This is a genomic window from Kushneria phyllosphaerae (genome assembly GCF_900312995.1).
GTDB lineage: Bacteria > Pseudomonadota > Gammaproteobacteria > Pseudomonadales > Halomonadaceae > Kushneria > Kushneria phyllosphaerae.
This window is the reverse complement of record NZ_ONZI01000001.1, coordinates 124,229-147,267: the sequence shown is the minus strand read 5'-3', so window position 1 is coordinate 147,267 and position 23,039 is coordinate 124,229. Positions and strand designations below refer to the sequence as shown.

The 23,039-nt window shown below is 64.5% G+C and carries 12 protein-coding genes; 4 read left to right on the top strand and 8 right to left on the bottom strand.

The window, feature by feature from the left end:
- Positions 1-23: 23 nt before the first annotated feature.
- Positions 24-8,807: a GH36-type glycosyl hydrolase domain-containing protein gene (locus KSP9073_RS00610; RefSeq protein ID WP_243409058.1), complete on the bottom strand. Its 8,784-nt coding sequence runs from the start codon at positions 8,805-8,807 to the stop codon at positions 24-26.
- 381 nt (positions 8,808-9,188) lie between these two features.
- Here KSP9073_RS00610 and murI point away from each other — a divergent pair, with 381 nt between their 5' ends.
- Both murI and KSP9073_RS00600 read left to right on the top strand, forming a co-directional pair.
- Complete coding sequence (murI, locus tag KSP9073_RS00605) at positions 9,189-10,034, top strand: glutamate racemase (RefSeq protein ID WP_108841026.1); 846 nt, start codon at positions 9,189-9,191, stop codon at positions 10,032-10,034.
- A 69-nt stretch (positions 10,035-10,103) separates the two neighbouring features.
- Complete coding sequence (locus tag KSP9073_RS00600) at positions 10,104-10,907, top strand: isocitrate lyase/PEP mutase family protein (protein WP_108841025.1); 804 nt, start codon at positions 10,104-10,106, stop codon at positions 10,905-10,907.
- A gap of 5 nt (positions 10,908-10,912) precedes the next feature.
- Here KSP9073_RS00600 and KSP9073_RS17845 read toward each other — a convergent pair whose 3' ends face one another.
- The gene (locus KSP9073_RS17845; RefSeq protein ID WP_108841024.1) at positions 10,913-11,494 is read right to left on the bottom strand and encodes a sugar O-acetyltransferase; all 582 of its coding nucleotides are present in this window, start codon (positions 11,492-11,494) and stop codon (positions 10,913-10,915) included.
- 55 nt (positions 11,495-11,549) lie between these two features.
- Positions 11,550-12,497, bottom strand: coding sequence for a 2-hydroxyacid dehydrogenase (locus KSP9073_RS00590; RefSeq protein ID WP_108841023.1), 948 nt, complete (start codon positions 12,495-12,497; stop codon positions 11,550-11,552).
- 238 nt (positions 12,498-12,735) lie between these two features.
- Between KSP9073_RS00590 and KSP9073_RS00585 the strand changes: the two genes are divergently transcribed.
- Positions 12,736-13,218 carry a universal stress protein gene (locus KSP9073_RS00585; RefSeq protein ID WP_108841022.1) on the top strand — a complete coding sequence of 161 codons (483 nt, stop codon included), beginning with the start codon at positions 12,736-12,738 and terminating at the stop codon, positions 13,216-13,218.
- 95 nt (positions 13,219-13,313) lie between these two features.
- Here KSP9073_RS00585 and sbmA read toward each other — a convergent pair whose 3' ends face one another.
- The 3 genes from sbmA to pdxA form a co-directional block, all read right to left on the bottom strand.
- Positions 13,314-14,558, bottom strand: coding sequence for a peptide antibiotic transporter SbmA (sbmA, locus tag KSP9073_RS00580; protein ID WP_108841021.1), 1,245 nt, complete (start codon positions 14,556-14,558; stop codon positions 13,314-13,316).
- Positions 14,559-14,889: 331 nt separating this feature from the next.
- Complete coding sequence (locus KSP9073_RS00575; protein ID WP_108841020.1) at positions 14,890-16,632, bottom strand: glycerol-3-phosphate dehydrogenase/oxidase; 1,743 nt, start codon at positions 16,630-16,632, stop codon at positions 14,890-14,892.
- 77 nt (positions 16,633-16,709) lie between these two features.
- Entirely contained in the window at positions 16,710-17,756 is a 1,047-nt protein-coding gene (gene pdxA, locus KSP9073_RS00570; RefSeq protein ID WP_108841966.1) for a 4-hydroxythreonine-4-phosphate dehydrogenase PdxA, read from the bottom strand.
- 153 nt (positions 17,757-17,909) lie between these two features.
- On the opposite strand from pdxA, the gene KSP9073_RS00565 reads away from it, so the two are divergent.
- Entirely contained in the window at positions 17,910-18,701 is a 792-nt protein-coding gene (locus KSP9073_RS00565) for a 2OG-Fe dioxygenase family protein (protein ID WP_108841965.1), read from the top strand.
- Here the strand turns inward: KSP9073_RS00565 and KSP9073_RS00560 are convergent.
- Entirely contained in the window at positions 18,683-21,787 is a 3,105-nt protein-coding gene (locus KSP9073_RS00560; protein WP_108841019.1) for an efflux RND transporter permease subunit, read from the bottom strand. The two genes, KSP9073_RS00565 and KSP9073_RS00560, sit on opposite strands and share 19 nt — an antisense overlap.
- The gene (locus KSP9073_RS00555; RefSeq protein WP_165814113.1) at positions 21,784-22,953 is read right to left on the bottom strand and encodes an efflux RND transporter periplasmic adaptor subunit; all 1,170 of its coding nucleotides are present in this window, start codon (positions 22,951-22,953) and stop codon (positions 21,784-21,786) included. Before KSP9073_RS00555 ends, KSP9073_RS00560 begins: the two co-directional genes overlap by 4 nt.
- Positions 22,954-23,039 lie beyond the last annotated feature (86 nt).

Sequence of the window (23,039 nt, the reverse complement as noted above, 5' to 3'; positions counted from 1 at the left end):
GTCATAAGACCGGACGAAACGCCTCAGATTACCTCTGCCTTTCCCTCCAGTCGAATCACCAACTCATGCGCCTGCTCATCCAGCGCGACGCGCGCCTCACCGGTGTGTTCAAGCCTTTTCCCATCAAGCGTGATCTCCGCCGTATCGCCGGCCTCAAGCCGCTCAACGCGAATCGTGACGCGGCTGCCTTCCAGCTCGACGGTGGCTGAATAGCCCGGCCAGTGGTCGGGAATGGCGGGGGCGACGATCAGCTCGCGCCCTTCGCGGCGGATGCCGAGAATGCCGTTCACGCCGGCCTGATAGAACCAGCCGGCGGAGCCGGTATACCAGGTCCAGCCGCCGTGGCCCGTATGCGGCGGCTCGGAGTAGACATCTGCGGCGATCACATAGGGCTCGACGCGGTAGCGCTCGACCGCCTCATCGGTCAGCGCGTGGTTGATCGGGTTGATCAGCGAGAAGAGCCGATGCGCCCGGTCGGCCTGACCCAGCCGGGCAAAGGCGAGAATCGACCAGGTGGCGGCGTGGGTGTACTGCCCGCCGTTTTCGCGCAGCCCCGGCGGGTAGCCCTTGATGTAGCCGGGCTCCTGAGCGCTTTTGTTAAAGGGCGGGGTGAACAGCAGCGCCAGGCCGTTGTCCTCATCGATCAGATGCTCCGAGACCGAGGCCATCGCCTGTTCGGCCCGCGTCGGGTCGGCACCGCCGGAGAGCACGGCCCAGGACTGGGCGATCGAATCGATTCGGCACTCAAGACTGTCTCTGGTGCCCATCCACTCGCCGTCATCAAAGGTGGCGCGACGATACCAGGCGCCGTCCCAGGCGTGGGTCTCGAGCGCCTCGCGCAGTGTCTCGGAGCGCTCGCGCCAGCGTGCGGCGCGCTGCGGGTCGCGGGGCGTGATGAGCGGATCAAACAGGGCCAGCGTGCGCAGCAGCATCCAGCCCAGCCAGACGCTTTCGCCCCGGCCCTCTTCACCGACCCGGTTAAAGCCGTCGTTCCAGTCGCCTGTGCCGATCAGCGGCAGCCCGTGCTCGCCGAACTGCTCGAGCGCCTGTTCGAGCGCCCGCACGCAGTGCTCATAAAGCGGGGCGGTCTCGTCGGCCGTCGCCGGCTGGGAGAAGTCGTCATGCGCGCCGGCCACCAGCGGCGGAGCCTCCAGAAAGCCGACCGATTCATCAAGCACGGCGGGGTCGCCTGCGCTTTGCACATAGCTTGCGGTGGCAAACGCCAGCCACACCCGGTCATCGGCGATTCGGGTGCGCACGCCCTGGCCGGAGTGCGGCAGCCACCAGTGCTGCACATCGCCTTCGATGAACTGACGCCCGGCGGCGCGCAGCAGGTGGTGGCGCGCCAGTTCGGGCTGGGCGAAGGTGAGCGCCATGCCGTCCTGAAGCTGGTCGCGAAAGCCGTAGGCGCCGCTGGCCTGATAAAACGCCGAGCGGGCCACCACGCGACACGCCAGCGTCTGATAGGTCAGCCAGCCGTTGACCATTACATCCATGGCGCGATCGGGCGTTGTGATCTGAAGCGCGCCGTGAAGCGTGCGCCAGTAGTCTTCCACGGCCGTCAGCTCGACGGTTAGATCCGCCTTTCGGTAGCGCGTGATCATCGCCCTGGCGCTCTCCGCATCACCGGCCAGGCCCAGCAGGGCGGCCAGGGTGACGGTCTCACCGGGTTCCAGAGTCAGCGTGCACTGCAGCACCGTGCAGGGATCCACCCCGGCGCCGGCCCGGCCACTCAAGCGCTGGCGCCCGGAGAGCGCTTGGGGCTCGGCCAGCGTTCCTGTGCCGAGAAACTCGCCGCGATCGGCGGTGAACGCGCGCTGTCGCGCGTCCAGATCAACAAAGCCGACCCGATCCGGGAAGGCCATGTTCCACGGGTTGCGCATCAACAGCGCCCCGGTCTCACCGTCGTGCTCGGAGATCAGGTAGGGCGCGTTTTTGGCGCGGGCGTTGCCCATCACCCAGCTGGCGTAATGGGTGATGATCAGTCGCTGCGGGGCCTGTGTGCGGTTGGTCAGGGTGAGCTGCGAGATCTTGACCGGGTCTTCAAGCGGCACGAACTGCACCAGCGTCATCGCAAGCGCGTCCGTGTCGTGCTCAAAGCGGCTGACGCCGAAGCCGTGGCGGACCACAAAGCGCGAGTGCTCGCGGCCGGGGCGATACGGCGCGGCGGTGACGGTATCGATGGCGCCGCTGTCGGCGTCCTGGATATAGATCACCTCGCCGGAAGGGTCTCTGACCGCATCGTTGGACCAGGGCGTGAGCTGATTGTCGCGGCTGTTGTCCGCCCAGACGTAGCTGCTGCCTTCGGCCGAGACCTGAAAACCAAAGCCCGGGTTGGCGATGACGTTGATCCAGGGCTGCGGCGTGGTGGCGCTGTCATCGAGAACGCAGACGTACTCGCGCCCCTCACTGGCAAAACCGCCGGTGCCGTTGAAAAACTCAAGCGTCTCTTTATCAAACCTGTCCAGACTCTCTCGTTCGGGATGGGCCGGGACGCGCTCGACCGGGGCGTATTCGCTTGGTGTGACATCCATCGGTGTGGCATCCGTCGGCGCCTGCTCGATGACCAGCGGTTCGTCGCCGGCTAGCAGCGTGGCCAGCTGGCGATGCAGCGGCCCCTTGTGGGCGCGCAGCACCACGCGGGCCACGGCCAGCACCAGATCCCGCGCGGCCGGGCTCAGCTGATGCCCCCGCAGGGAGATGACCGTGCCCAGCGCCGGGTCGTGGCCGTCGTGCGGTGGCGAGCAGTGGGTACGCACGGCGATGTCGATGGCGTCTTGAAGCTCCTGAAGATAGGAGTGCGAACGCTCGTTGAGAATCACCAGATCGACCCCGAGGCCTTTGGCCATCCAGTACTCGCGGGCGCGCAGCAGGGTCTCTACCCAGCCGATCTCCTCGGTGTCGGCCAGATGCAGTACCACGATCGGCAGATCACCCGAGATGCCCATCGACCAGAGATCGGACTGTTTCGAGAGCCCGCGCAGAAGCGTGGCGTCCGGGGCGCGAAAGCGTGCGTCGTGATAGAGAATCGGCGCGGCCAGGCGCTGGAAGTCGGCGGCCTCGTCCAGGGCGATATCCAGATGGCGCAGCTGCACCTGCGCCTGCGTCCAGGCCATCGTTCTGGCCCGCTCAAACGCGCCGGCGTCGTGGTGGCGGTCGATCAGCGCGACCAGGCTGTCGCGGCTGTCGGCGACCACGGTCCAGAAGTCGACGTGGGCAACGTGGCCCGGCGCGATGGAGACCACATGGCGCAGAGAGAAGATCGGGTCGAGCACCGCGCCGGTGCGCCCATCATGCATCGGCTCGGCGCCGTCAAACGCCGCGTCACACAGGGCGGCCGCCGTGGACAGTGTGCGGCCACGGCCCAGGAATCGGGCGCGATCCGTCTCGAAGCGAAACCGTCGGGGCGGGGCGTTGTCATCGGCCCGCTCGGCCTCGTGCGGCGTCTCGCGGCTGGTGTCGTCGATCCGCATAAAGTGCCCCACCCAGATCGGCGCCTCATGAGGGTCGCGATGGCGGCGGGTGGCCGTCAGCGCCTGATACTCGGGGAGGGTATCGGTCTCGACGAACATTTTGGCAAACGCCGGATGGGCATCGTCGGTGGCCGGCGTGGTCAGTACCAGCTCGGCATAAGAGGTCAGCTCGATGGTGGCCTCGCGCTCGCCGTTGTTGGTTACGCTTACCCGTCTGATCTCGGCGTTGTCCTCGCCGGAGACCCGCACCTCGAGTGTGGTGGTAAACGTCGCCGCATGGCGCACAAAGCGGGCGTGATCCTCGGCGAACTCGACCTCATGCGTGGCGCGCTCATGCCCGCCGTTGTCATCGGTTATCTCGCGTGGGCCGCCGGCAAACCAGCGCTGTCCGTTCTCCCGGTCGCGCAGGGCGATGAAGCTGCCCCAGTCATCCGTGGTCGGGTCCTCGCGCCAGCGCGTGATCGCCAGTTTCCCCCAGCGGCTGAAGCCGGCGCCGGTATCGGTCAGCATCACCGTGTAGTGACCGTTAGAGAGCAGGTGCGTGACCGGCGGTGACGAAGGCTGGCCCGTCAGGCGTCGTACCGCGGCCTCGATCGGTGGCTCCTCGACGGTAATGACCGGGTCGGTGTCGTTGGGGGAGGGCAGCGTTGCCACCTCGCGTGGCAGGCGCTCGTGGAGCAGCAGCTCGCTGGCCTGAATCATCGGCTCGGCATGAAAATGGGTGCGAAGCCGGCCGCTCAGCAACGCGTTGGCGATGGCGACCACGGTCATGCCCTGGTGGTGGGCCATGACGTTGCGCACCACCACAAAGTGGCGGTCCATCGGCAGGCGCGTCGGGGTGAAGTCGATGGCATCGAAAAAGCCGTAGCGGCCCTCGGCGCCCAATTCACGCAGGCGTGCAAAATTGTCGATCGCCGCGCGCGGCGCGACCATCGCCGCCAGTGCCGTGGCGTAGGGGGCGAGTACGAAGCTCTCGGCAAGGCCGCGCTTGAGCCCGAGCGAGGGCACGCCAAAGTTGGAGTATTGATAGTTGGCCTCAAGGTCGCGGGCGTTATAGGCCGACTCCGAAATGCCCCAGGGTTCGCCGCGCTGTCTGGCGTAGTCACGCTGACATGCCACCACCAGCCTGTTGGTCTGCTCAAGCAGGCTGTCGCGCGGCGCGCGCATCACCAGTGACGGCATCAGGTACTCAAACATCGAGCCTGACCACGACATCAGCACCACGCCGTCGGGCTGAGGGCTGACCGCACGGCCCAGTCGAAACCAGTGGCGGGTAGGCAGATCGCCCTTGGCAATGCCCACCAGACTGGCCAGTCGCGCCTCGGAGGCGAGCAGGTCGTAGCAACCCTCATCGAGGCGGTCCTCGCGCGGGGCGTAGCCGATCGACATCAGCTTGCGCTCTGAGACCAGCAAAAAGGCAAAGTCCATCTCGTGGGTCAGGGTACGAGCGCGTCGGGCCAGTTCGCGCAGGCGCGCGCCAAGAGACGGTGCGGCCTCGACATCGGCCTCGTGCTCGTCAAGGCAGCGCTCCAGACAGGCCACCCAGTACGCCGGGGTCGCGCGTCGGGTCAGGTCATCGGCGCTGTCGTCTTCCGAAACCTCCGGTTCGAGCGCCACGCCCGGATCATCGTGTTGCGCCACGGTGTCTTTCAACACGCCGGCCGCGGCATGAGGGGGCCTGGCCAGCAGCACGCGCCAGCTTGCCAGCGAGCAGCGAACGTCGGCGGTGCTGTCGCGCCGGGTCGAGACGCCCTCAAGGCGCGCGATCAGGGCCTGCAACTCGGTAAGCAGTCGGGTTTTTGTCGCCCCGGGCAGCGTCCGGTCAAGCTCGGTGTCCTCGTAAAAGAGATGCAGCGTGTCGATCAGGCCGTCGCGCGGGTTGGCCACGCAAGGCGCGATAACCCATGCCTCGCAGGCGTTGGCCAGCGCGATCAGGTGGCCGGCGAGATTGCCGCTGTCTACCGCCGAGACGTAACGCGGCTCCAGCGGAGCAAGCGTTGCGGTGTCGTACCAGTTGTAGAGATGGCCCCGGCAGCGCTCGAGTGCATCGAGCGTATCAAACGTCGCTTCCAGGCGTTCAACGGCGCCACGGGTGCTGATCCAGGCGAAATCCCGCGCGGCCACACAGGCGAGCAGATACAGCCCGATATTGGTGGGCGAGGTGCGCTCGGCAATCACCGGTTCGGGGTCGAGCTGGAAGTTGTCCGGCGGCAGCGCGTGGGAGGCCGGCGTCACGAACGTCTCGAAAAACTGCCAGGTCCGCCGAGCAATATGGCGCAGCGTGCGGGATTGCGTGGCATCGAGTTTGAGGTTGTCAGTGGTGTCGGCTGGTGCGCGACTGGTCCACAGCGCCAGCAGCGGTGCGGCAAGCCAGGCCGCCAGCAGCGGCAAAAGCATGGGCCAGCCGGGCGTTTCAAACAGCGCAAGCGTTAACACCACGCCCAGGGCGAGCAGCATGCCGCCGGCCATCTCGCGAACAAGACTTGTCATTCCGAGGTGGCGGTCTCTGACCAGCGCTGCAGCGGTGGTCCATTCGAGCAAATGCCGCCTTGAGAAATAGACGCGATAAAGCGTGCGCGCGATGGCATCGATCATCTGCCAGGCCTGATTGGCCAGCAGGGCCACGTTCAGAAGACAGCGCCCGGTTTCAAGCGCCAGGTCGCGGCTCAACGTGCGACGGTGATGGCGCCAGTCGCCATCGTAATGGCGTGGCTTGAGTGCAAAGCTGATCGGCAGCAGCGCTGGAATGACAAGTGCCGCCAGCGTCAGCGTCACGGCGAGCAGGGCGACCGGTACTCTGAAGGCAGCACAGAGCGCGAAGGCGGCGAAAAGGCTCGGTGCCAGTAGCGACCGACGCAGATTGTCGATGATCTTCCAGCAGCCTACGGCCCCAAGCGCATGCCGGTCGGCGCTTTTGCCCACCACCCAGGGCAGCAGCTGCCAGTCGCCACGGACCCAGCGATGCTGGCGGCGAGCGGCCACGTCGTAGCGCTCCGGCTCTGCCTCGACCACCTCGACGTCCGAGGCAAGGCCGGCGCGGGCGAAGATGCCCTCAAGCAGGTCATGACTGAGCAGGCTGTTTTCCGGGATGCGGCCGGCAAGTGCGCGCTCGAAGGCGTCCACGGCGTAGATGCCCTTGCCCGCAAATGAGCCCTCCTCGAAAAGATCCTGGTACAGATCCGACACCGCCGCGCTGTAGACATCCAGCCCGCCAGGTGCGGAGAACAGGCGCTGATAACGTGATCCCTCCCGACCGATGGACAGCGACGGCGTGACGCGCGGCTGCAGGATAGCGTGGCCGTGCGTCACGCGGCCGCTGTCATCAAGAACCGGTTGATTGAGGGGGTGGGCCATCTTGCCAACCAGCCGGGTAATGGTGTCGCGGGGCAGGCGGGTGTCGCTGTCGAGCGTGACCACGTACCGGACTCCCTCCGGCACTCGGGGGGCAAGGCCGTCCACGGCGATAAAGGAGGTATCGGTGGCGCCGCGCAGCAGCCGATTGAGCTCGGCAAGCTTGCCGCGCTTGCGCTCCCAGCTCATGAATTTGCCTTCCCCCGGGTTGTACTGGCGGCGCCGGTAAAGCAGCACAAAGCGTGTGCCGTCGGGGCCGGGGCCGTGGCGGCGATTGAGTACCGTCACGGCCTCAACGGCAAGATGCAGCCGGCGGGCGTCGTCCGCTAGCTCGGCGCTGTCGGCATCAAGCCCGTCGAGCAGCAGGGCAAGGGTAAGAGAGCCGCCATTGCCGGAGAGGTAGTGAACCTCCATGCGCTCGACCAGTTCGGCCACCTCATCATCACTGCCGAGCATCGCGGGGATAACGACCATCGTTTTGAGCGATGAGGGCACGCCATGCTCCAGCGCCAGCCCCGGCAAAGCCTCACCGCCCACGCCCATACCCAGCATGCGATTGACCAGCGACATGGCGATATCGTTGGCGGGCAGCACCATCAGTGCCAGCCATACCCACGCCCAGATCGACACGAGCCCTGCCGACTCCAGCCCCAGAAACGCCAGCACCAGGATCGCGGCGGTCAGCAGCCAGCAGGCACTGGCGTAGCCGGTCAGGCCCATGCCGAGCACCCACCGGCGAAGCCGCAGGGCCGGTGGGGGGCGAAAGCCCAGTTCACGCTCGAAATTCGGACGCCCCTCGTCGATCAGGTAATAACCGGGGTCACTGAAACGGGCTGCCTGTGCGTCGGACACCTCGCTCACAGGCGGGCTTGCTGCGGCATCCAGTGCCCGGTGAGCAATGGTGAGTTCATCGAAACAGACGCCACGAGCCAGCTGCTCGATCGCATTGCGATAGCGGTCACGGGTGGCGAAATCCATCTCGGCGAAGCGGCTTCGCTCCCGCAGGCAGCGATCCACCAGACTGACCTGCTCAACGAGCGCCGCCCAGTCAAAATCGGCAATGTGGCGCAGGCTGGTGATGGCATTGCGCACGCTGATGTTGGAGGCACCCTGACGATGATGGGCATGCTGGACAACCGTGGCGGTGGTGGTTTCCAGCCGCGTCATCTGCTGTTCCAGCCAGTACAGCGCCGGTGAGCGCCCCGGGTCCTGATCGCGCAGGCGCTTGGCGAGCTGGGCATAAAAGTGCTCGGCAAAGATGCCCGGGCCGTGCGTGTTCATCTCCGCCAGCGTTTGGTGACTGTCGACATCCGGGGTAAGCATCCGCTCGCAGAGCGCGTCGGCGGCATTGCGGGCATCGCGCGCGCCCACGATCTGATCGGCCAGCCGTCGGATATTTTCGACCAGCACCAGACGCAGCGAAATGGCGACCGCCCACAACTCTCCCAGCGTCAGCGGTTCAACACGCTGGTAGGCGTCGAGAAACCGGATCAGGGTCGGGGCATCGAAGCGGCTGTCGGTATGGGCCACGAAGGCCCAGGTCAGCCCGAACACCCGCGGATAGCCGGAAAACGGACCCTCGGCCAGCTTGGGCAGCTGGCGGTAATAACCCGGCGGCAGATCACGCCGGATATCACTGACGTGCTTTTCGACATGGTTGTAGTGATCCAGCAGCCATTCGGCGGCGGGGACGGTGTCGTGTCGATGGGCAGCGTCCACGCTCAGGCGGTGATGGATCGCGCCCAGTGCGGCAATATTGTCGCCAAGACGCCGATAGAGTGGCACGACCCTGGGGGGATCAGACGTAATGGCCTGCGCCAGCGCCAGACTCTCGGCATGCTGCTCAAGCCGCTCGGGGCCAAAGAGCTCATCTCGTACCGGCGCCGTGTCATCCCACGGTGGATGGGCAGAGGCACGCTGTCGGGAGAACCACTGCCAGCGCATCATCGGGACACCGCCGGGCAGGACACGATAGACATCCATGAGGCAAGCCATGGGCTAAAGGAACAGGGGGCAGGAAAACATCGATCCATCGTCGTTATCCTTCTCGTCGTTAAACGAGAATGCGGCCGGCGCAGGTGCACGGCCAGAGCCATACCACACCGTCACGGGTCCGCTGCGTTGAAAAAGGCAGCGCGGCAGATCAGTGGCATGATGAACGAGGTGAGAGGAGGCGCATCGGGAAAGAGCGCGTGGGCCGGGAACAGAAGCGGCAGGGAGAGACACGCGACAGACGCGACTTCGGACAGGTCGTCATTGGCAGTATGAATGGCGCCATGACGGTTGGCGAGTAACGTTATTTATATTCGTTGGGGATCATGCCTGCCCGGCCATCTGCATCCATTTTCAAGAGGCTGAACGACAGTGAACGAGCAAAAAGCCCGGGCCGTGTTGCTACTGGATTCCGGCATTGGCGGGCTGACGGTCGCTCGCGCCATTCGAAGCCGCCTGCCGGGGCTAACGCAGCACTATATGGCCGATCGCGCGGCCTTTCCCTATGGTGGCCTCGCATCCGGGGCGCTGATAGCGCGAGTATGTGATTTGATCACGCATGCCGTGGCGGCCTGCCCGGTCGATGCGGTGGTGATCGCCTGCAATACCGCCTCGACCGTGGTGCTGCCGGCACTCAGAGCGCGGCTGTCGATCCCTGTGGTCGGGGTGGTGCCGGCCATTCGCCCGGCCGCCGCCGCAAGCTGCAGCGGTGTCATCGGCGTGCTGGCGACACCCGGCACGGTGAAAAGCGCCCATGTGGCGACCCTGATCGAGCGTTTTGCCGGCCACTGTCGGGTCTTGACCATCGGCGCGCCGAACCTGGCCGCGCTGGCCGAGCAGTACTGGCTGATGCAAACGCTTGATGAAAACGCCCTGAATGATGAGCTCTCTGCGCTGCGTGATCCCGAATGGCGCGCACTCGACCGGCTGGTGCTGGGCTGCACCCACTATCCGCTACTGCGCGCGCCGATTCAGGCGCAGCTGGGCGGCCATGTTCAACTGATCGATTCCGGTGACGCTGTCGCCCGGCGGTTGGAGGCGGTGCTGGGTGACGCCTCGTTAAGGCAGGGCGACCGTGCTAGTGGGCGTTTTTATGTGACTGGTACGGGGCCAGAAGACACCGGGTTTGTTGCGCGAATTCGGGCCGAGGGGTTTAGTGAGATGCTGTTGAGCGACCATGAACAGGAAATACGTTCATCGACGGGCCCGGCGCTTTGAACTGTGCGACGGTCTTTGAACAGGCAGGGTATTGGTATCGACACGGATAAAAATTGAATGGGAGGCGGCATGGCAAAGACAGATCAGGTCTTTCGGAACCTGCATGACGAAGGGCCTTTGGTGCTGGCCAATGTCACCGATGCCGGCAGTGCGCGCATCGTGGAAGCCCGGGGCGGTCGGGCGGTGGCCACCAGCAGCGCGGCGCTGGCCTGGTCCTGGGGTTATCGGGACGGCCACCAGCTGCCGCTCGAGCTTTTGGAGGCCAGCGTACGGGCCATGGCCCGAGTGTTGACCGTGCCGCTGAGTGTGGACATCGAAGGCGGCTACTCCGATGATCCTGACGAGGTGGCGCGGGTGGTCGAGGCAGTAGTGGCGGCCGGCGCGGTGGGCATCAATCTGGAAGACGGGCATGCCAGCCCGGAAATTCTCTGTCGCAAGATTGCCGCCGCCCGGCGCGTGGCAGAGCGTCACGGCGTGGATCTGTTTATTAACGCTCGCACCGATGTGTATCTCAAGGCGCTGGTCCCGCCAGAACAGCGTCTGTCCGAGACCCTGACCAGAGCCGATTTTTACAGCAGTGCCGGCGCTGACGGTCTGTTTGCCGCCGGCATGATCGATGCCGAGGACATCGGTGAGCTGTGTCGCTCTACCCGACTGCCGGTCAACCTGCTCTATCGCCCCGAGCTGGCGGATATCGAGACGCTGCACACGCTGGGCGTTAAACGTCTGAGTGCCGGCTCGGCCATCGCCGAGTTCCTGTACGGCGCCAATGCCGCCGTGGCCAGCGCCTTCATGGCCACGGGCAGACTCTCGACGCAGGACCTGAGCGCGTATGGTTATAAAGACCTCAACGAGCTGATGCCACCGGTGTAGGCGCTTTAAGTCAGCTGACGAATCACGCGGGCCGGGTTACCGACGGCTACGACATTGGCGGGGATGTCTCGCGTGACAACGGCGCCGGCGCCAATGACGCTGTTCTCGCCGATGGTGACGCCGGCCAGCACGATTGCGCCGCCGCCCAGCCAGACGTTGTCATGGATAACGATGGGGGTGCCGGCTTCCAGCTTGTCCCGGCGCGATTGGGCGTCAATCGGGTGGGTCGGCGTCAGCAGCTGCACGTTGGGGCCGATCTGGACGTCCCGGCCGATGGTGATGGGCGCCACGTCCAGCGCCATCAGGCCGAAATTGGCAAACGAGCCCTCGCCAAAGCTGATGTTAAAGCCGTAATCAACAAACAGGGGCGGTCGAATGTGCGCCGTATCCCCTAACGCTTTGAAAAGTCCTTTCAGCACGGCGTGGGCGGCATCGACATCGTGTTCGTAGGTGCGAGCGAACTCGGCCATGGCGGCTTTGGCAACGGCGGCATCGTGCGCCAGTTCGGGGTCGTCGGCAACATAGAGCTCTCCGGCCAGCATCTTCTGCTTCTGTGAACGGTGCGCTGTCGAGTGGTCATCGCTCATGGTGTTCTCCCGTGGCATGTGTGACATCGAAAAAGGCCGGTACCGGCCCCGCCATTCAGGTGCCGGAAACCGGCGTCACCGGCGCCCTGCCGTCACGAAAGGCCTCAAGGTTCTGGATCACCAGCTCAACGGTGGCATCGAGTGCGCTGGGCGAAAGTCCGGCGGTATGCGGCGTCATGATGATGCGCGGTTCATCCTTGAGTGCCTGAGGCACTTCAGGCTCATGCTCGAACACATCGAGCGCAGCGCCGGCGATGCGCTTGTCTGTCACGGCGCGTGCCAGTGCGTCACTGTCCACCACGCTGCCGCGGCCGACATTGACCACGATGCTCTCAGGCTTCATGGCGCCGAGCAAAGCGTCATCGACCAGATGGTGGGTTTCCGGGCCGCCGGGCAGGGCGCTGACCAGCACATCGGCCTGTTCGGCCACGCGTTTTGGGTCGGATTCGTGCTGCCAGTCAAGGTCTGCCTTTGGCTGGCGGGCGAAGTAGACAATCGGCATGTCAAAGCCGTAGTGGGCGCGCCGGGCGATGGCTCGACCCACGTTGCCCATGCCCAAAAGCCCCAGCGTCCGGCCATGCAGCACCGGGGCACCGCGGCGAATCTCCTGCCATTGGCCGTTTCGAAGGCCAGCATCGCCTTGGGGAATGCGGCGCAGGCAGGCCAGCATCAGACCAAGTGCATGGTCGGCGACCGTTTCGGCATTGGTGCCGGGGCCGTGGGTGACCACGATGCCGCGTTCGCGGGCGGCCTGGACGTCAACGCCTTCAAAGCCCACCCCCTGGGCGCAGATCAGCCCCAGATTCGGCAGGGCGTCCATCTCCTCGGCACTGAACCCGATGGTGCCGATGGTCATGACCGCGCGGATGTCGTCCCGGCAACGGCTCAGAACGTCGCGGCGGGCCTCATCGTCCTCGGCCATGTGAAGATGAACGCCTGTGGCCTCGATGCGGGCCTGATGATGGCGTGACAGGCGAGTCACAACCAGCAGATGAATCGGCATGACAGGAGGCTCCTTGCGTCGTCGCAGTATCGGTATCCATACAGTGTAGCGGCTGATGGTCGCAGTCGTCCGGCGTGACGTGTCTCGCGGCGCAACAGGCATTGATTGGGTGCTAATGTAAGAGAGGAGGGGCCGGATTCGTTATGCGATGGGTCCAGCGCCATTTCTCGCTGTGCGGCCTGGCCTGCGTGCTTTTCGCAAGGTCGGGTAATCAGTAGCCGAAGAAAGGAGAGAGATCATGACACACAATATTCTGGTGCCTCTTGATGGTTCCCGCAGTGCACAAAAGGCGCTTGAACACGCCTGCCTGATGCAGCGGGCGGATGGCGGCACCCTGCATCTTCTCCATATTGTCGAGCCGCCCGTGGCGGTCGATCACCTGGGGGCACAGACTGGGTCGACGCCGCTGGATTACACGCCGGAAAAGGGACATGAAAAGGGCGAGTCGCTGTTGCAGTCCGCCTGGTCGCAGGTGGGCTCGCCCTCAAGCGAGGTTCATTTTCATGTCGAGGACAATCCCCCCGGCCGACCGGAAAGAACCATCGTGGCGCTGGCCGAGGCGCTGGACATCGATACCATCGTGATGGGCAGTCGCGGCCTCAGTGACCTGAAAGGTCTTGTCGTGGGCAGCGTGTCTCACAAGGTCTCTCATGTGGCCCACTGTACGGTGATCACGCTGCATGTGCCCGATGCCGAACCGGGCGACGCTCCGGTTCGCTGAAGCTGTCATGAAGAGTTCATGCGTGGTGCATCGATCAGTGCCGGGCGCCGATGCCACAGGGGCATCGGCGCGCGACGGTGCGGGTCGAACCAGACTCAGGAAACCGTGTCGGTCGAGCTCAGGGCCTCATCGGCAGGAGCGTTGTGATCGATTACGGATTCAAAGGCGCGCAGACGCTTGATGATCGACAGCAGCTCGATCACGGTCGACCAGGAGTTGACCAGATACTGAAACGACTCGCGGACCTGACCAAAGACGTTGAGGACCTGCTGCAAAAGCCCCAGTGTCAGCTTGCCGGCAACGATCGAGGGCGCCAGTACGATCAGCCCGAAGACCACATCGGCCTGCAGATAGAAGATGCGGGCAATGTTGAAATAGGCGTAGTGCCAGTAGAGACGAAAATAGTTTTGCCTGACCCGATCAAACAGTGTGGCCACGGTGGCCGGCGCTGCGCGCTCGGGATCATCCTCGCCGTAGACCAGCTCCTTGCGGTAGGCCGCCTCGACACGCTGATTGCGAAATTCGAGCCCCGGCAGCCGAATACCGACCACGGCCAGCAACACGGTGCCAAAGAGCGACCAGGCGATCGCCGCCCATACCAGAGCGTTGGGAATATCGCCCACCAGCGGCAGCTCGGTAATGTTCTGTGACATCGTCACCAGCAGCGGCATGAAGGCAATCAGCGTCATCACCGACTTGAGCAGATTCACCCCCAGGCCTTCGAGCGTGGTGGAAAAGCGCATGGTGTCCTCCTGCACACGCTGGGCGGCACCCTCGATATGGCGCAGCTGTGACCAGTGGCGCATGTAGAAGTTGTTCATCGCCCAGCGCCAGCGAAAGATGTAGTGGCTGACCACGAAATAGTTGAGTACGCCCACCGTCACGGCCACAAAGGCAATGCCTGCGAAGCTGAACATGCCGGTGTAGATGTCGGTGACCGTGACACCGCTGTCACCCTCCAGTGCTTTCTGGATCATGTCCCAGAATGGCCCGTACCAGGCATTGACGGCCACGCTGGTCTGCACCGAAAACCAAGTCATGAAGATGATCAGTGCGCTGCCCAGAATCGACCAGCGCTGCCAGCGATGGCGATCAAACAGGGCCCACGCCGCGGCAAAGACGGCTACGCACAGGGCGTAGTAGAGATAAAACCAGAGCATGGATGGCGCCCAGAAACGCGAGACATCCACGGGGAGGGCCGCCCCTTCGGCCAGTGGCGGCAGGCCGATGGCGGCGCCCCAGTCACTGGCGCCCAGCTGCCACAGGCCGGTACAGATCAGCGCCCAGATCAGAACGCTTGAGAAAAAAAGGGGAGGGTTGGGAAAAAACGACCGTAACACGATAGAGTTCCTGCGGTAGCGACAACGTTCAAACAGGCCCCGTGGGGCTGCGCATTCTTCATCGACCCCGTGGACGAGGTTGCGTTCCCCGATCGTCTTGCCGGGTGACCCCGGTGGCTTATACCACAGTGGCGCGCTCCAACATGCCATGGAATCACGGGCGGGGGTGTCAGCCCCCGGCGCACATCATGGCCCTGACCTGTGTGAGCACGTATGGAAGACGTTTGGCAATGGCGAGGCCGCTACCCGCGCGGCGTCGGATGCACTTGTCATGGTGGTAAACCGTTCGATCAGCGCCGCGCGGATGGCGCTGATCAAGGCAGAGAGGCGACTACCAGTTCAGCGTCTCGAAATCCCCTTCCTTTTGACCCTCCGGCGCCTTGTCATGCTCGGTGGCCGGGTTATTGCTGGCCCCATCGGCCGGCAGAGGGCCTGCACCGGGATCGCGAGCGATGCCATTGGTCACGGGATGATCGCGAAAATATTCATCAAAGCGCATCCGGGCATCCTCGCCGAACAGCAGCTCGCACGCTTCCATAAGCCCTGCCGACTGGCGGATGGTCTCCTGTCGCGAGACGAGACTGATCTTGGAGCGCCGCCGCAAAAAGTCCTCGAGCTTGGTGATCATCTCGCGCCGTGCGGCCTGGCGCACCTCGGCACGAATGTACTCGGTCCCCTCTATGAGAATTTCCGCCTGACGCGGGTCCTCGCGAATGTACTCGAGGATACCGATGGCGTGGGCCGCGTAGCGCCGCCACAGACGAGTAGACAGCGGCTCGGAGGCGCTGGCATCGGTATAGTCATCGAGCTTCATCAGGCGGGCCTGGTGGAAAAACTCATCGCGCACGGCATCTACCGGTTCGCCGTACCAGCGGTAGTCGGGGAAGCGGATATCGATGCCCATGGTCTTGACCAGATCAACGATCTCCTCGCCGACGTTGATGCAGTCGGTGAGCTTGCCGCCAAAGATGCTGATAAAGCCCTGATCGATGTCGGAATCGATCTCGTGCTTGCGTGACAGTTGCAGGAAGTCGCGGTCGCCGCCGCTGGTGTTCTGTACGGCCAGCGGTCGCACGCCGCAGCGCGTGGCGATGATGTCGTCGCGGTCCAGCGGCTTGTCGAGCGACAGACGCGCGTTGATGTTGTCGAGCACAAACTTGACGTCATCGTCGGTGATGGCTGCGTGGGGGTCTTCGGTGCGAGTGTCGGTCGTGCCGATGCAGGTACGGGTCCCCATGGGAATGGCGAAGAAAAGTCGCCCATCCTCGTCGAAAAAGGCCATCACGCGCTTGTGGGGCGTGATGCGATCGACGATCAGGTGGATGCCCTTGGAGAGCACGTGGCTGTGCTCGGTATGCTTGTGGGCCAGGGCGTTGGTGCGATCAGCCAGCGGGCCGCAGGCGTTGACCAGCGTCTTCGCCCTGATCGTCCACTCGCGCCCGCTCATGACATCTCGAAGGCCCACGTGCCAGAGATCCCCCCGGCGCTCGAAACCGGTCGCCTCGACGTAGTTGGCCGCCACGCAGCCGCTGTTCATGGCGGTACGCACGAAATTCCATACAAAACGAGCGTCATTGTCGTGCAAAAAGGCGTCGGAATACTCGAAACAGCCGGTCGCCGATTGGGTGTTGATCACCGGCTCTTCGCGGTTGATGGTGTTAAGGCTCGGCAGGCGTGGTACTCGGGTAAAGCAGTTGCCAAACAGCCAGTAGATCCAGGTGCCCGCCCACAGCATCAGCGGATTCCAGCGAAAGCCCTTGGTGATCGTGGTGAGAAAACGGATCTCCTGCACGGTCGAGGGGTAGTGCTTGATGAGATGGTTACGCGAGATACAGAGTTCGCGCACCAGCTTGAAATCCCGCGACTCCATGTACTTGATGCCGCCCCAGATGAGATTGGACGACCACATGCTGGTCATGCCGGCGAAGTCGCCCTGTTCCACCAGGCCGACCTTCACGCCGCGCCCGGCCAGCGCCGCCGCGCAGACCGCCCCGTTGATGCCGCCGCCAATGATCAGCGTGTCGTAGGTTTCGCCGTCGGCCAGCCTTTCGATATTGCTCTGCCTGAGTTGCATCGTCCTGCTCCGCGTCGTGAGGGAGTGGCGCGCCGTCGCGGATGAGCTCGCAGCGGCGTTGTCATGCCTTCAGTGTACTACCGCTGGCCAATGTTGCATCCGATCGGGCGATTTCCGGCGCCTGCGCGCACCATCGCCTCGGCCTGTTTGAGCGCGTACAAAAGACTCGATGGGTCGGCGCGCCCGGTGCCTGCAATATCGAAGGCAGTGCCATGATCGACACTGGTGCGCACGAACGGCAGCCCCACCGTGATGTTCACGCCGTTCTCAACCCCTAAATACTTCACCGGGATCAGGCCCTGGTCGTGATACTGCGCCACCACCGCGTCAAAGTGGCCGCGGCGGGCGTTCATGAAGACCGTATCCCCCGGCCAGGGCCCGGAAGCGTCGATGCCTTCTTCGCGGGCCCGGGCGATCGCCGGCGCAATGGTGTCCTCATCCTCCTCGCCGAACAGGCCGCCTTCCCCGGCATGCGGGTTGAGCCCGGCGACTGCGATGCGCGGGTGCTCGATGCCGTAGGCGTGACAGGCGCGCGCGGCAAGGCGAATGGCGCGCAGTTCGCGCTCGGGAGTGACGGCGTCGATGGCCTGGCGCAGCGACAGGTGAATCGACACCAGCATCACGCGCAGCTCGTCGTTGGCCAGCATCATGCCGAAATCCTGCGTGCCGGCGCGGTCGGCGAGAATCTCGGTATGTCCGGGGTAGGTAATGCCGGCCGCGGCCATGGCGGCCTTGTTGAGCGGGGCCGTCACGATGGCGCTGATGGCGCCCTCAAGCGCGAAATCGATGGCGCGACTGACGTAAGAATAGGCCGCGGCGCCGGCGCGGGCATCGACCCGGCCATAGGGCAGATCAGGCGGCAGGGATGGGCCTGCCGGCAGAACGGCCAGACGTCCTGGCGTGACGCCGTGAGTGCCCAGCTCGCTCGGGTGCTGGATGGGCACAAGCGTCAGCGCCAGTCCCAGCCGCTCTGCCATGGCGCGCAGCCGCTCGATATCGCCGATGACCAGCAGCGGCGTGTCACTCGTGCGCGGCAGGCAGGCCAGACGAGTGATAATTTCCGGACCGACGCCGGCCGGGTCGCCCATGGTGATGGCAATGGGGGCGCTGTGGGATGCGGACATGGACGGGGGCCTTTTGTAGACGTGCGCCCTGAGCACGCGGTCATGGGCGGCGATGATCGACAGTGCCATAATAGCGCTCTGCCCCGCGCGGCGTCAGGTCTGGTCTGACGCGTGGTGGCTCTACCCCTTGCTTCATTCCCGGTGGTGACCCTGATGTCTGATGTGCCAACGCATGATGCCCCGCTTGAAACGCTTTCAACGTCGCTTTCCGAGCGGCTTGAGCGCGACGGCTATCTGTTGGCGCCGGCCGGCGAGATCGCCCCGGTCTTTCATGACTGGTGCGCGGCCCACGGGCATCGCCCCCGAGACCATGACGCGCTGGCCCGCTACTGGAACGATCTGGCGCCGGATCGCTTCATGGGCGATGGCGGGCGCTACCGGCGCAGGCGTCATGCGGTGTTCAGTGCTGCGTTTGGTGCACACGCGCTGGTTCGAAAGCCTCATCAGGCCCACTTTCAGACCACGGATTTCAACCGGCTCAACGGCGGTATTGAGCGTCACTTTGAGCCGGTAGAAGATGGGGCGCTCGAAACGCATACGTTTGCCTTTCTCTGCGAACTGACGCTGGGCGTATTTGGACGCTGCGCGCCCGGGATCGACTGGCACGTCGAGATGCATCAGTTTCGAATCGAGGTGGGCGGTGACATCACTGCCGGTCTGCCCACGCCCGAAGGGCTTCACCGCGACGGCGTGGATTTCGTGGCGATGGTGATGGTGGGGCGTCACAACGTGGGTGAGGGCATTTCGCACATACATGACCTGGATCGTCGTGAGCTGGCCGCCTTCACTCTGGCCGAGCCGCTGGACATGGCGCTGGTCGACGACACCCGGGTGCTGCACGGCGTCACGCCCATCGTGGCCGAGGACGCCTCGTGCGTTGGCAGGCGGGATCTGCTGGTGCTGACCTTCAAGCGTCAACCGTCGGATCACATCTCGGGCGTGTGACGTTCCAGTGAGGCCCTGAGCTGGCGGCGACGATGCCCCGGGGGCTTTTGATGGCCGGCCAGCCAGTAGTAGGCGATCGGCACCACGCCCAAGGTCAGAAGCGTGGCGCTGGCGCAGCCGGCCAGCAGCGTGATGCCCAGCCCGAAACGACTGGCCGCCCCAGCGCCGGTGGCCATCACCAGCGGCAGGGCACCGGCCATGGTCGAGATTGAGGTCATCAGAATCGGGCGCAGGCGCGTTTGAGAGGCCTGCAAAATGGCCTCGCGCAGCGCCACTCCGTCATCGCGCAGCTGATTGGCGAACTCGACAATCAGGATGCCGTTTTTGGCTGATAGCCCGATCAGCATCAAAAGCCCGATCTGGGCATACAGATTGAGACTCTCGCTCATCAGCCACAGCGCCATGCCGGCGCCCAGCATCCCCAGCGGCACGGTCAGCATCACCACCAGCGGGCTGATGAAGTTCTCGAACTGTGCTGCCAGCACCAGCCAGGTGACCGCGATCGCTACGGTAAACACCAGCAGTAGATCGCGTCCGGCCTCGAGAAAGTCCTGTGTGGCGCCCTTGTAATCGATACGCGCCTGCTCCGGCAGGGTGGCGTCGACCGTGGCGTTCATGTGATCGAGCACCTGCGACAGGCTGTAGCCTTCGGCAACGTTGGCCGAGAAGGTGACGGCGCGAATCCGGTTATAGCGGTTGAGCGTGGGGGAGACCGCAATCTCTTCCAGATGCACGAGATTGGCCAGGCTCACCAGCGCGCCGCTGCCGGTACGTACCCGGATATCTTCCAGCGCCTGTGGCGTCAGGCGCTGCTCGCGCCGCCCCTGCAGGATCACGTCATAGGACTGGCCATCACGCTCAAACGTGGTCAGGCTGCGCTCGCCAAAAAAGGATTCAAGCGTTCGGCCTACCGTTTCGGCGCTGACGCCGAGCTGTGCGGCGCGCTCACGGTCCAGACGTACCTGAAGCTGCGGCGTGGTTTCGATCAGGTCACTATCGAGCGCTTCAAGGCCGGGATAGTCCTGCCATGCGGCCATCAGCTGATCGCGCCAGGCACCCAGTGTGGCGTAGTCCGGTCCCCCCACCACGAACTGCACCGGCGTGGCGTTGCCCGAGCTCAGCCCACGCGGCAGAAGCGTCGTCGCGCTGACTTCGGAAAACCCCTCCAGCGCTTTATTGATGCGTGCGGCCACCTGGCGGGTGCTCTGCTCGCGCGTCTGCCAGGGCGTGAAGCTGATGATCCAGCGGCCATTGTTGACCGCCCCTTCGCTGTTGCCGGGCGACGGCACGCGCAGCGAGGCGTTATCCACCAGTGCCCGGTCTCCGATAATGGGTTCTAGCCGCTGTCCCATGACCTGCATGCGCCGCGCCATCTCCTCGAAATTGACCCCTTCCTCGGCCTGCACGTTGATGCGCAGGGCGCCGCGGTCGTCATAGGGCTCGTACTCGGTGGGCAATGTCGTGATGACCGCGACGGTGACGATCACCATGGCCACAAAGCCACCGCCGACCAGTACCGGACGATGCAGCATGTCACTCAGATGGCGCTGATAGCGCGCCGTGACGCCGTCCATGAGCCGTCCGGTCGGCGAGCCCTGACGCCTTGAGTGACCGGTCAGCAGCCACGAGGCCATGACCGGCGTCAGCGTCAGCGATACCAGGGTGGAAAAGGCGATGGCGGCGGCAATCGTGACGGCGAACTCGGTAAACAGGCGCCCGGTCTGGCCGCTCATCAGCGTGATGGGCAAAAAGACCGCCATCAGCACCAGGCTGGTGGCAATAATGGCAAAGGCGACCTGACGGGCCCCGCGAAAGGCGGCCACCAGCGAGGTATCACCCTCTTCCAGGTGGCGCTGAATGTTTTCAATCATGACGATGGCGTCATCCACCACCAGCCCGACCGAGAGCACCAGTGCCAGAAGGGTCAGCATGTTGAGACTGAACCCCAGCCCCAGCAGGATCATGCCGCAGGCCAAAAGCGAAATGGGGATCACCGTGGCGGCGACGAGCGCCGCGCGCCACGAGCCCAAAAAAAGGATGATCACGCCGACCACCATGACCACCGCGATGACCAGCGTCAGCAGCACCTCCTTGAGTGCTGCCGAAATGTAGAGGGTGTCATCGGAGACGATATTGATGTGCATGCCTTCGGGCAGCTCATCGCGCAGATCCTCAAGTGTTGCACGTACATCGCGCGAGATGGACAGCGTATTGGCCGTGCTCTGGCGGCTGATGGCAATCGAGACGGTGGGCTGACCATTGACCTCAAAGCGTTCACGCCGCGTTTCCGGGCCCAGCGTGACCGTGGCCACATCGCCCAGCGTCACGGTGCGGGTGCCCTCGCCCCGGCGCAGCGGCAGGCGGCGAAAGGCATCGGCCGTGTCATAGCCTGGCAGCAGGCGCACGGTGAATTCCCGGGTGGCGGACTCGATCCGCCCGCCCGGATATTCGACGTTTTCGCTGGCCAGCGCATTGGTGATGTCGTCAACGGTAATGTCGTGGGCCGTCATGGCGTGGCGGTCCAGATCCACGCGCATGGCCGGCAGCTGCGACCCCCAAAGCCGTACGCGCGAGACGCCGCCAATGGTCGAGAACCGATCCAGCAGCGACCGGTCGGCATAGTCCGACAGCGCCATGGCGCTCATTCGGTCGGTCTGTACCGACAGGATCATGAGCGTATCGCTACCGCCCTGGTCCTTGCTGATCTCCGGGGCCTCGGCGCCGGTCGGCAGGGCGTCGGCCACCCGCGAGACCTGATCGCGCACGTCGTTGGCGGCGGTGTCCAGATCAATATCGCTGGCAAAGGTCAGCGTAACTTCGGATTCACCATCGTTACTTTCCGATTCGACGCTGACCACGCCTTCGATGCCGGCAACGACGTTTTCAATGGTCTGGGTGACGCGCGATTCCACCACCGCTGCAGAGGCGCCGGGCCAGACGATCTCGACCGACACCTCCGGCTCCTCAATGGAGGGGTATTCACGGATGGGCAGATCCAGAAAGCCGAGCACGCCAAACAGCACCAGCAGCAGGGAGACGACCACGGTGCCGACCGGTCGTGTCACGGCAAGATCGGTCAGGGTCATGGGGCGGGCGTCTCCGACGGTGCGGTGCGCTCGTTGGCCGGACGCGCTTCCAACAGAGCGTGGGTATCACGCGCGGCGGTCTCATCGAGCACCAGAGCGCGATCCTCACCGATGTCACGCAGGCCGCTGATGGCCACCGAAGCGCCCGGCTTTAGCGAGTTGTCCTCACTGGTGGTCTCGATGGCGGCCCAGCCGGGGGCACGCTCCACAACATTGATCTCGACCCGGTGGGCGCGATGACCCTCTGCCGTTTGGGTCACCACATAGACCCACTGACGATCACGCTCCCCCATGATGGCGGTTTCCGGTACGACCAGGCGTTGCCGAGCAGGCAGAAGCAGGGCGATGTCGAGCAGCATGCCCGGGCGCAGGGCCAGATCGGGATTGTCAAAGCGGGCTCTGATCATGAGCGTGCGCGTCTCTCGATCCAGACGCGGATCGATGGTGGTGACCTCGCCGGGAAAGGTCTGGCCCGGCCAGGCCACCGAGTGCGCCATGACCCTCATGCCTTCGGTGACGCGCTGCAGCTCGCGCTCGGGCAGCGAGAAGTCGACCTGTACCCGGTCAATGCTGTCCAGTGTGACCAGCGGCGTGTCAGCGCTGATCAGCTCTCCGACGCTCAAGTGACTCAGGCCCATGAGGCCGCTGACCGGCGCGGTGATGGTGCGCTCTTCCAGCGCGGCGGTGAGACGGGCCGCCTCGATTCGGGCACTTTCCAGCCGGTTGCGCTGGGCATCCGCCTGCTGGGTGGCAATCGAGCCCTGGCGCACCAGCGGTTGCAGACGATCGAGTTCGCGCTGTTCCTGCTCGGCGATCACGCGGGCGGCACGCAGCCCCTGCTGCTCGGCGCGGTCATCGAGCTGGATCAGTAGATCGCCCTTGTTGACCCGCTCGCCGCTGTCAAAGTGCAGCCCGGTGATGCGCTCGGTGACCAGCGAGGCGATCTCGATAGAGTCGGTAGCCTCGACATCGCCCACGGTATTGAGTGTGGCCCTCAGGTCGCGCTCGATGACCTCGGCAACACCGACGGCGATGGGAGAAGGGGTGCCGGCATCCTCCGGCGCCCGCTCACGCGCCAGCCACCACCAGAAGATCAGGGCCAGTGCCACGGGAATCAGCGCTGCCAGCCAGATCAGCGGGCGACGGGCATCGTGAGACTCAAGCATGGGCAGGTTTCCACAGGCGTAGGCGCCCGGCATTAATGAGGCGTGTGCCCATCAGCATACGATGATCCCGCCGGGTCGCAACGTCT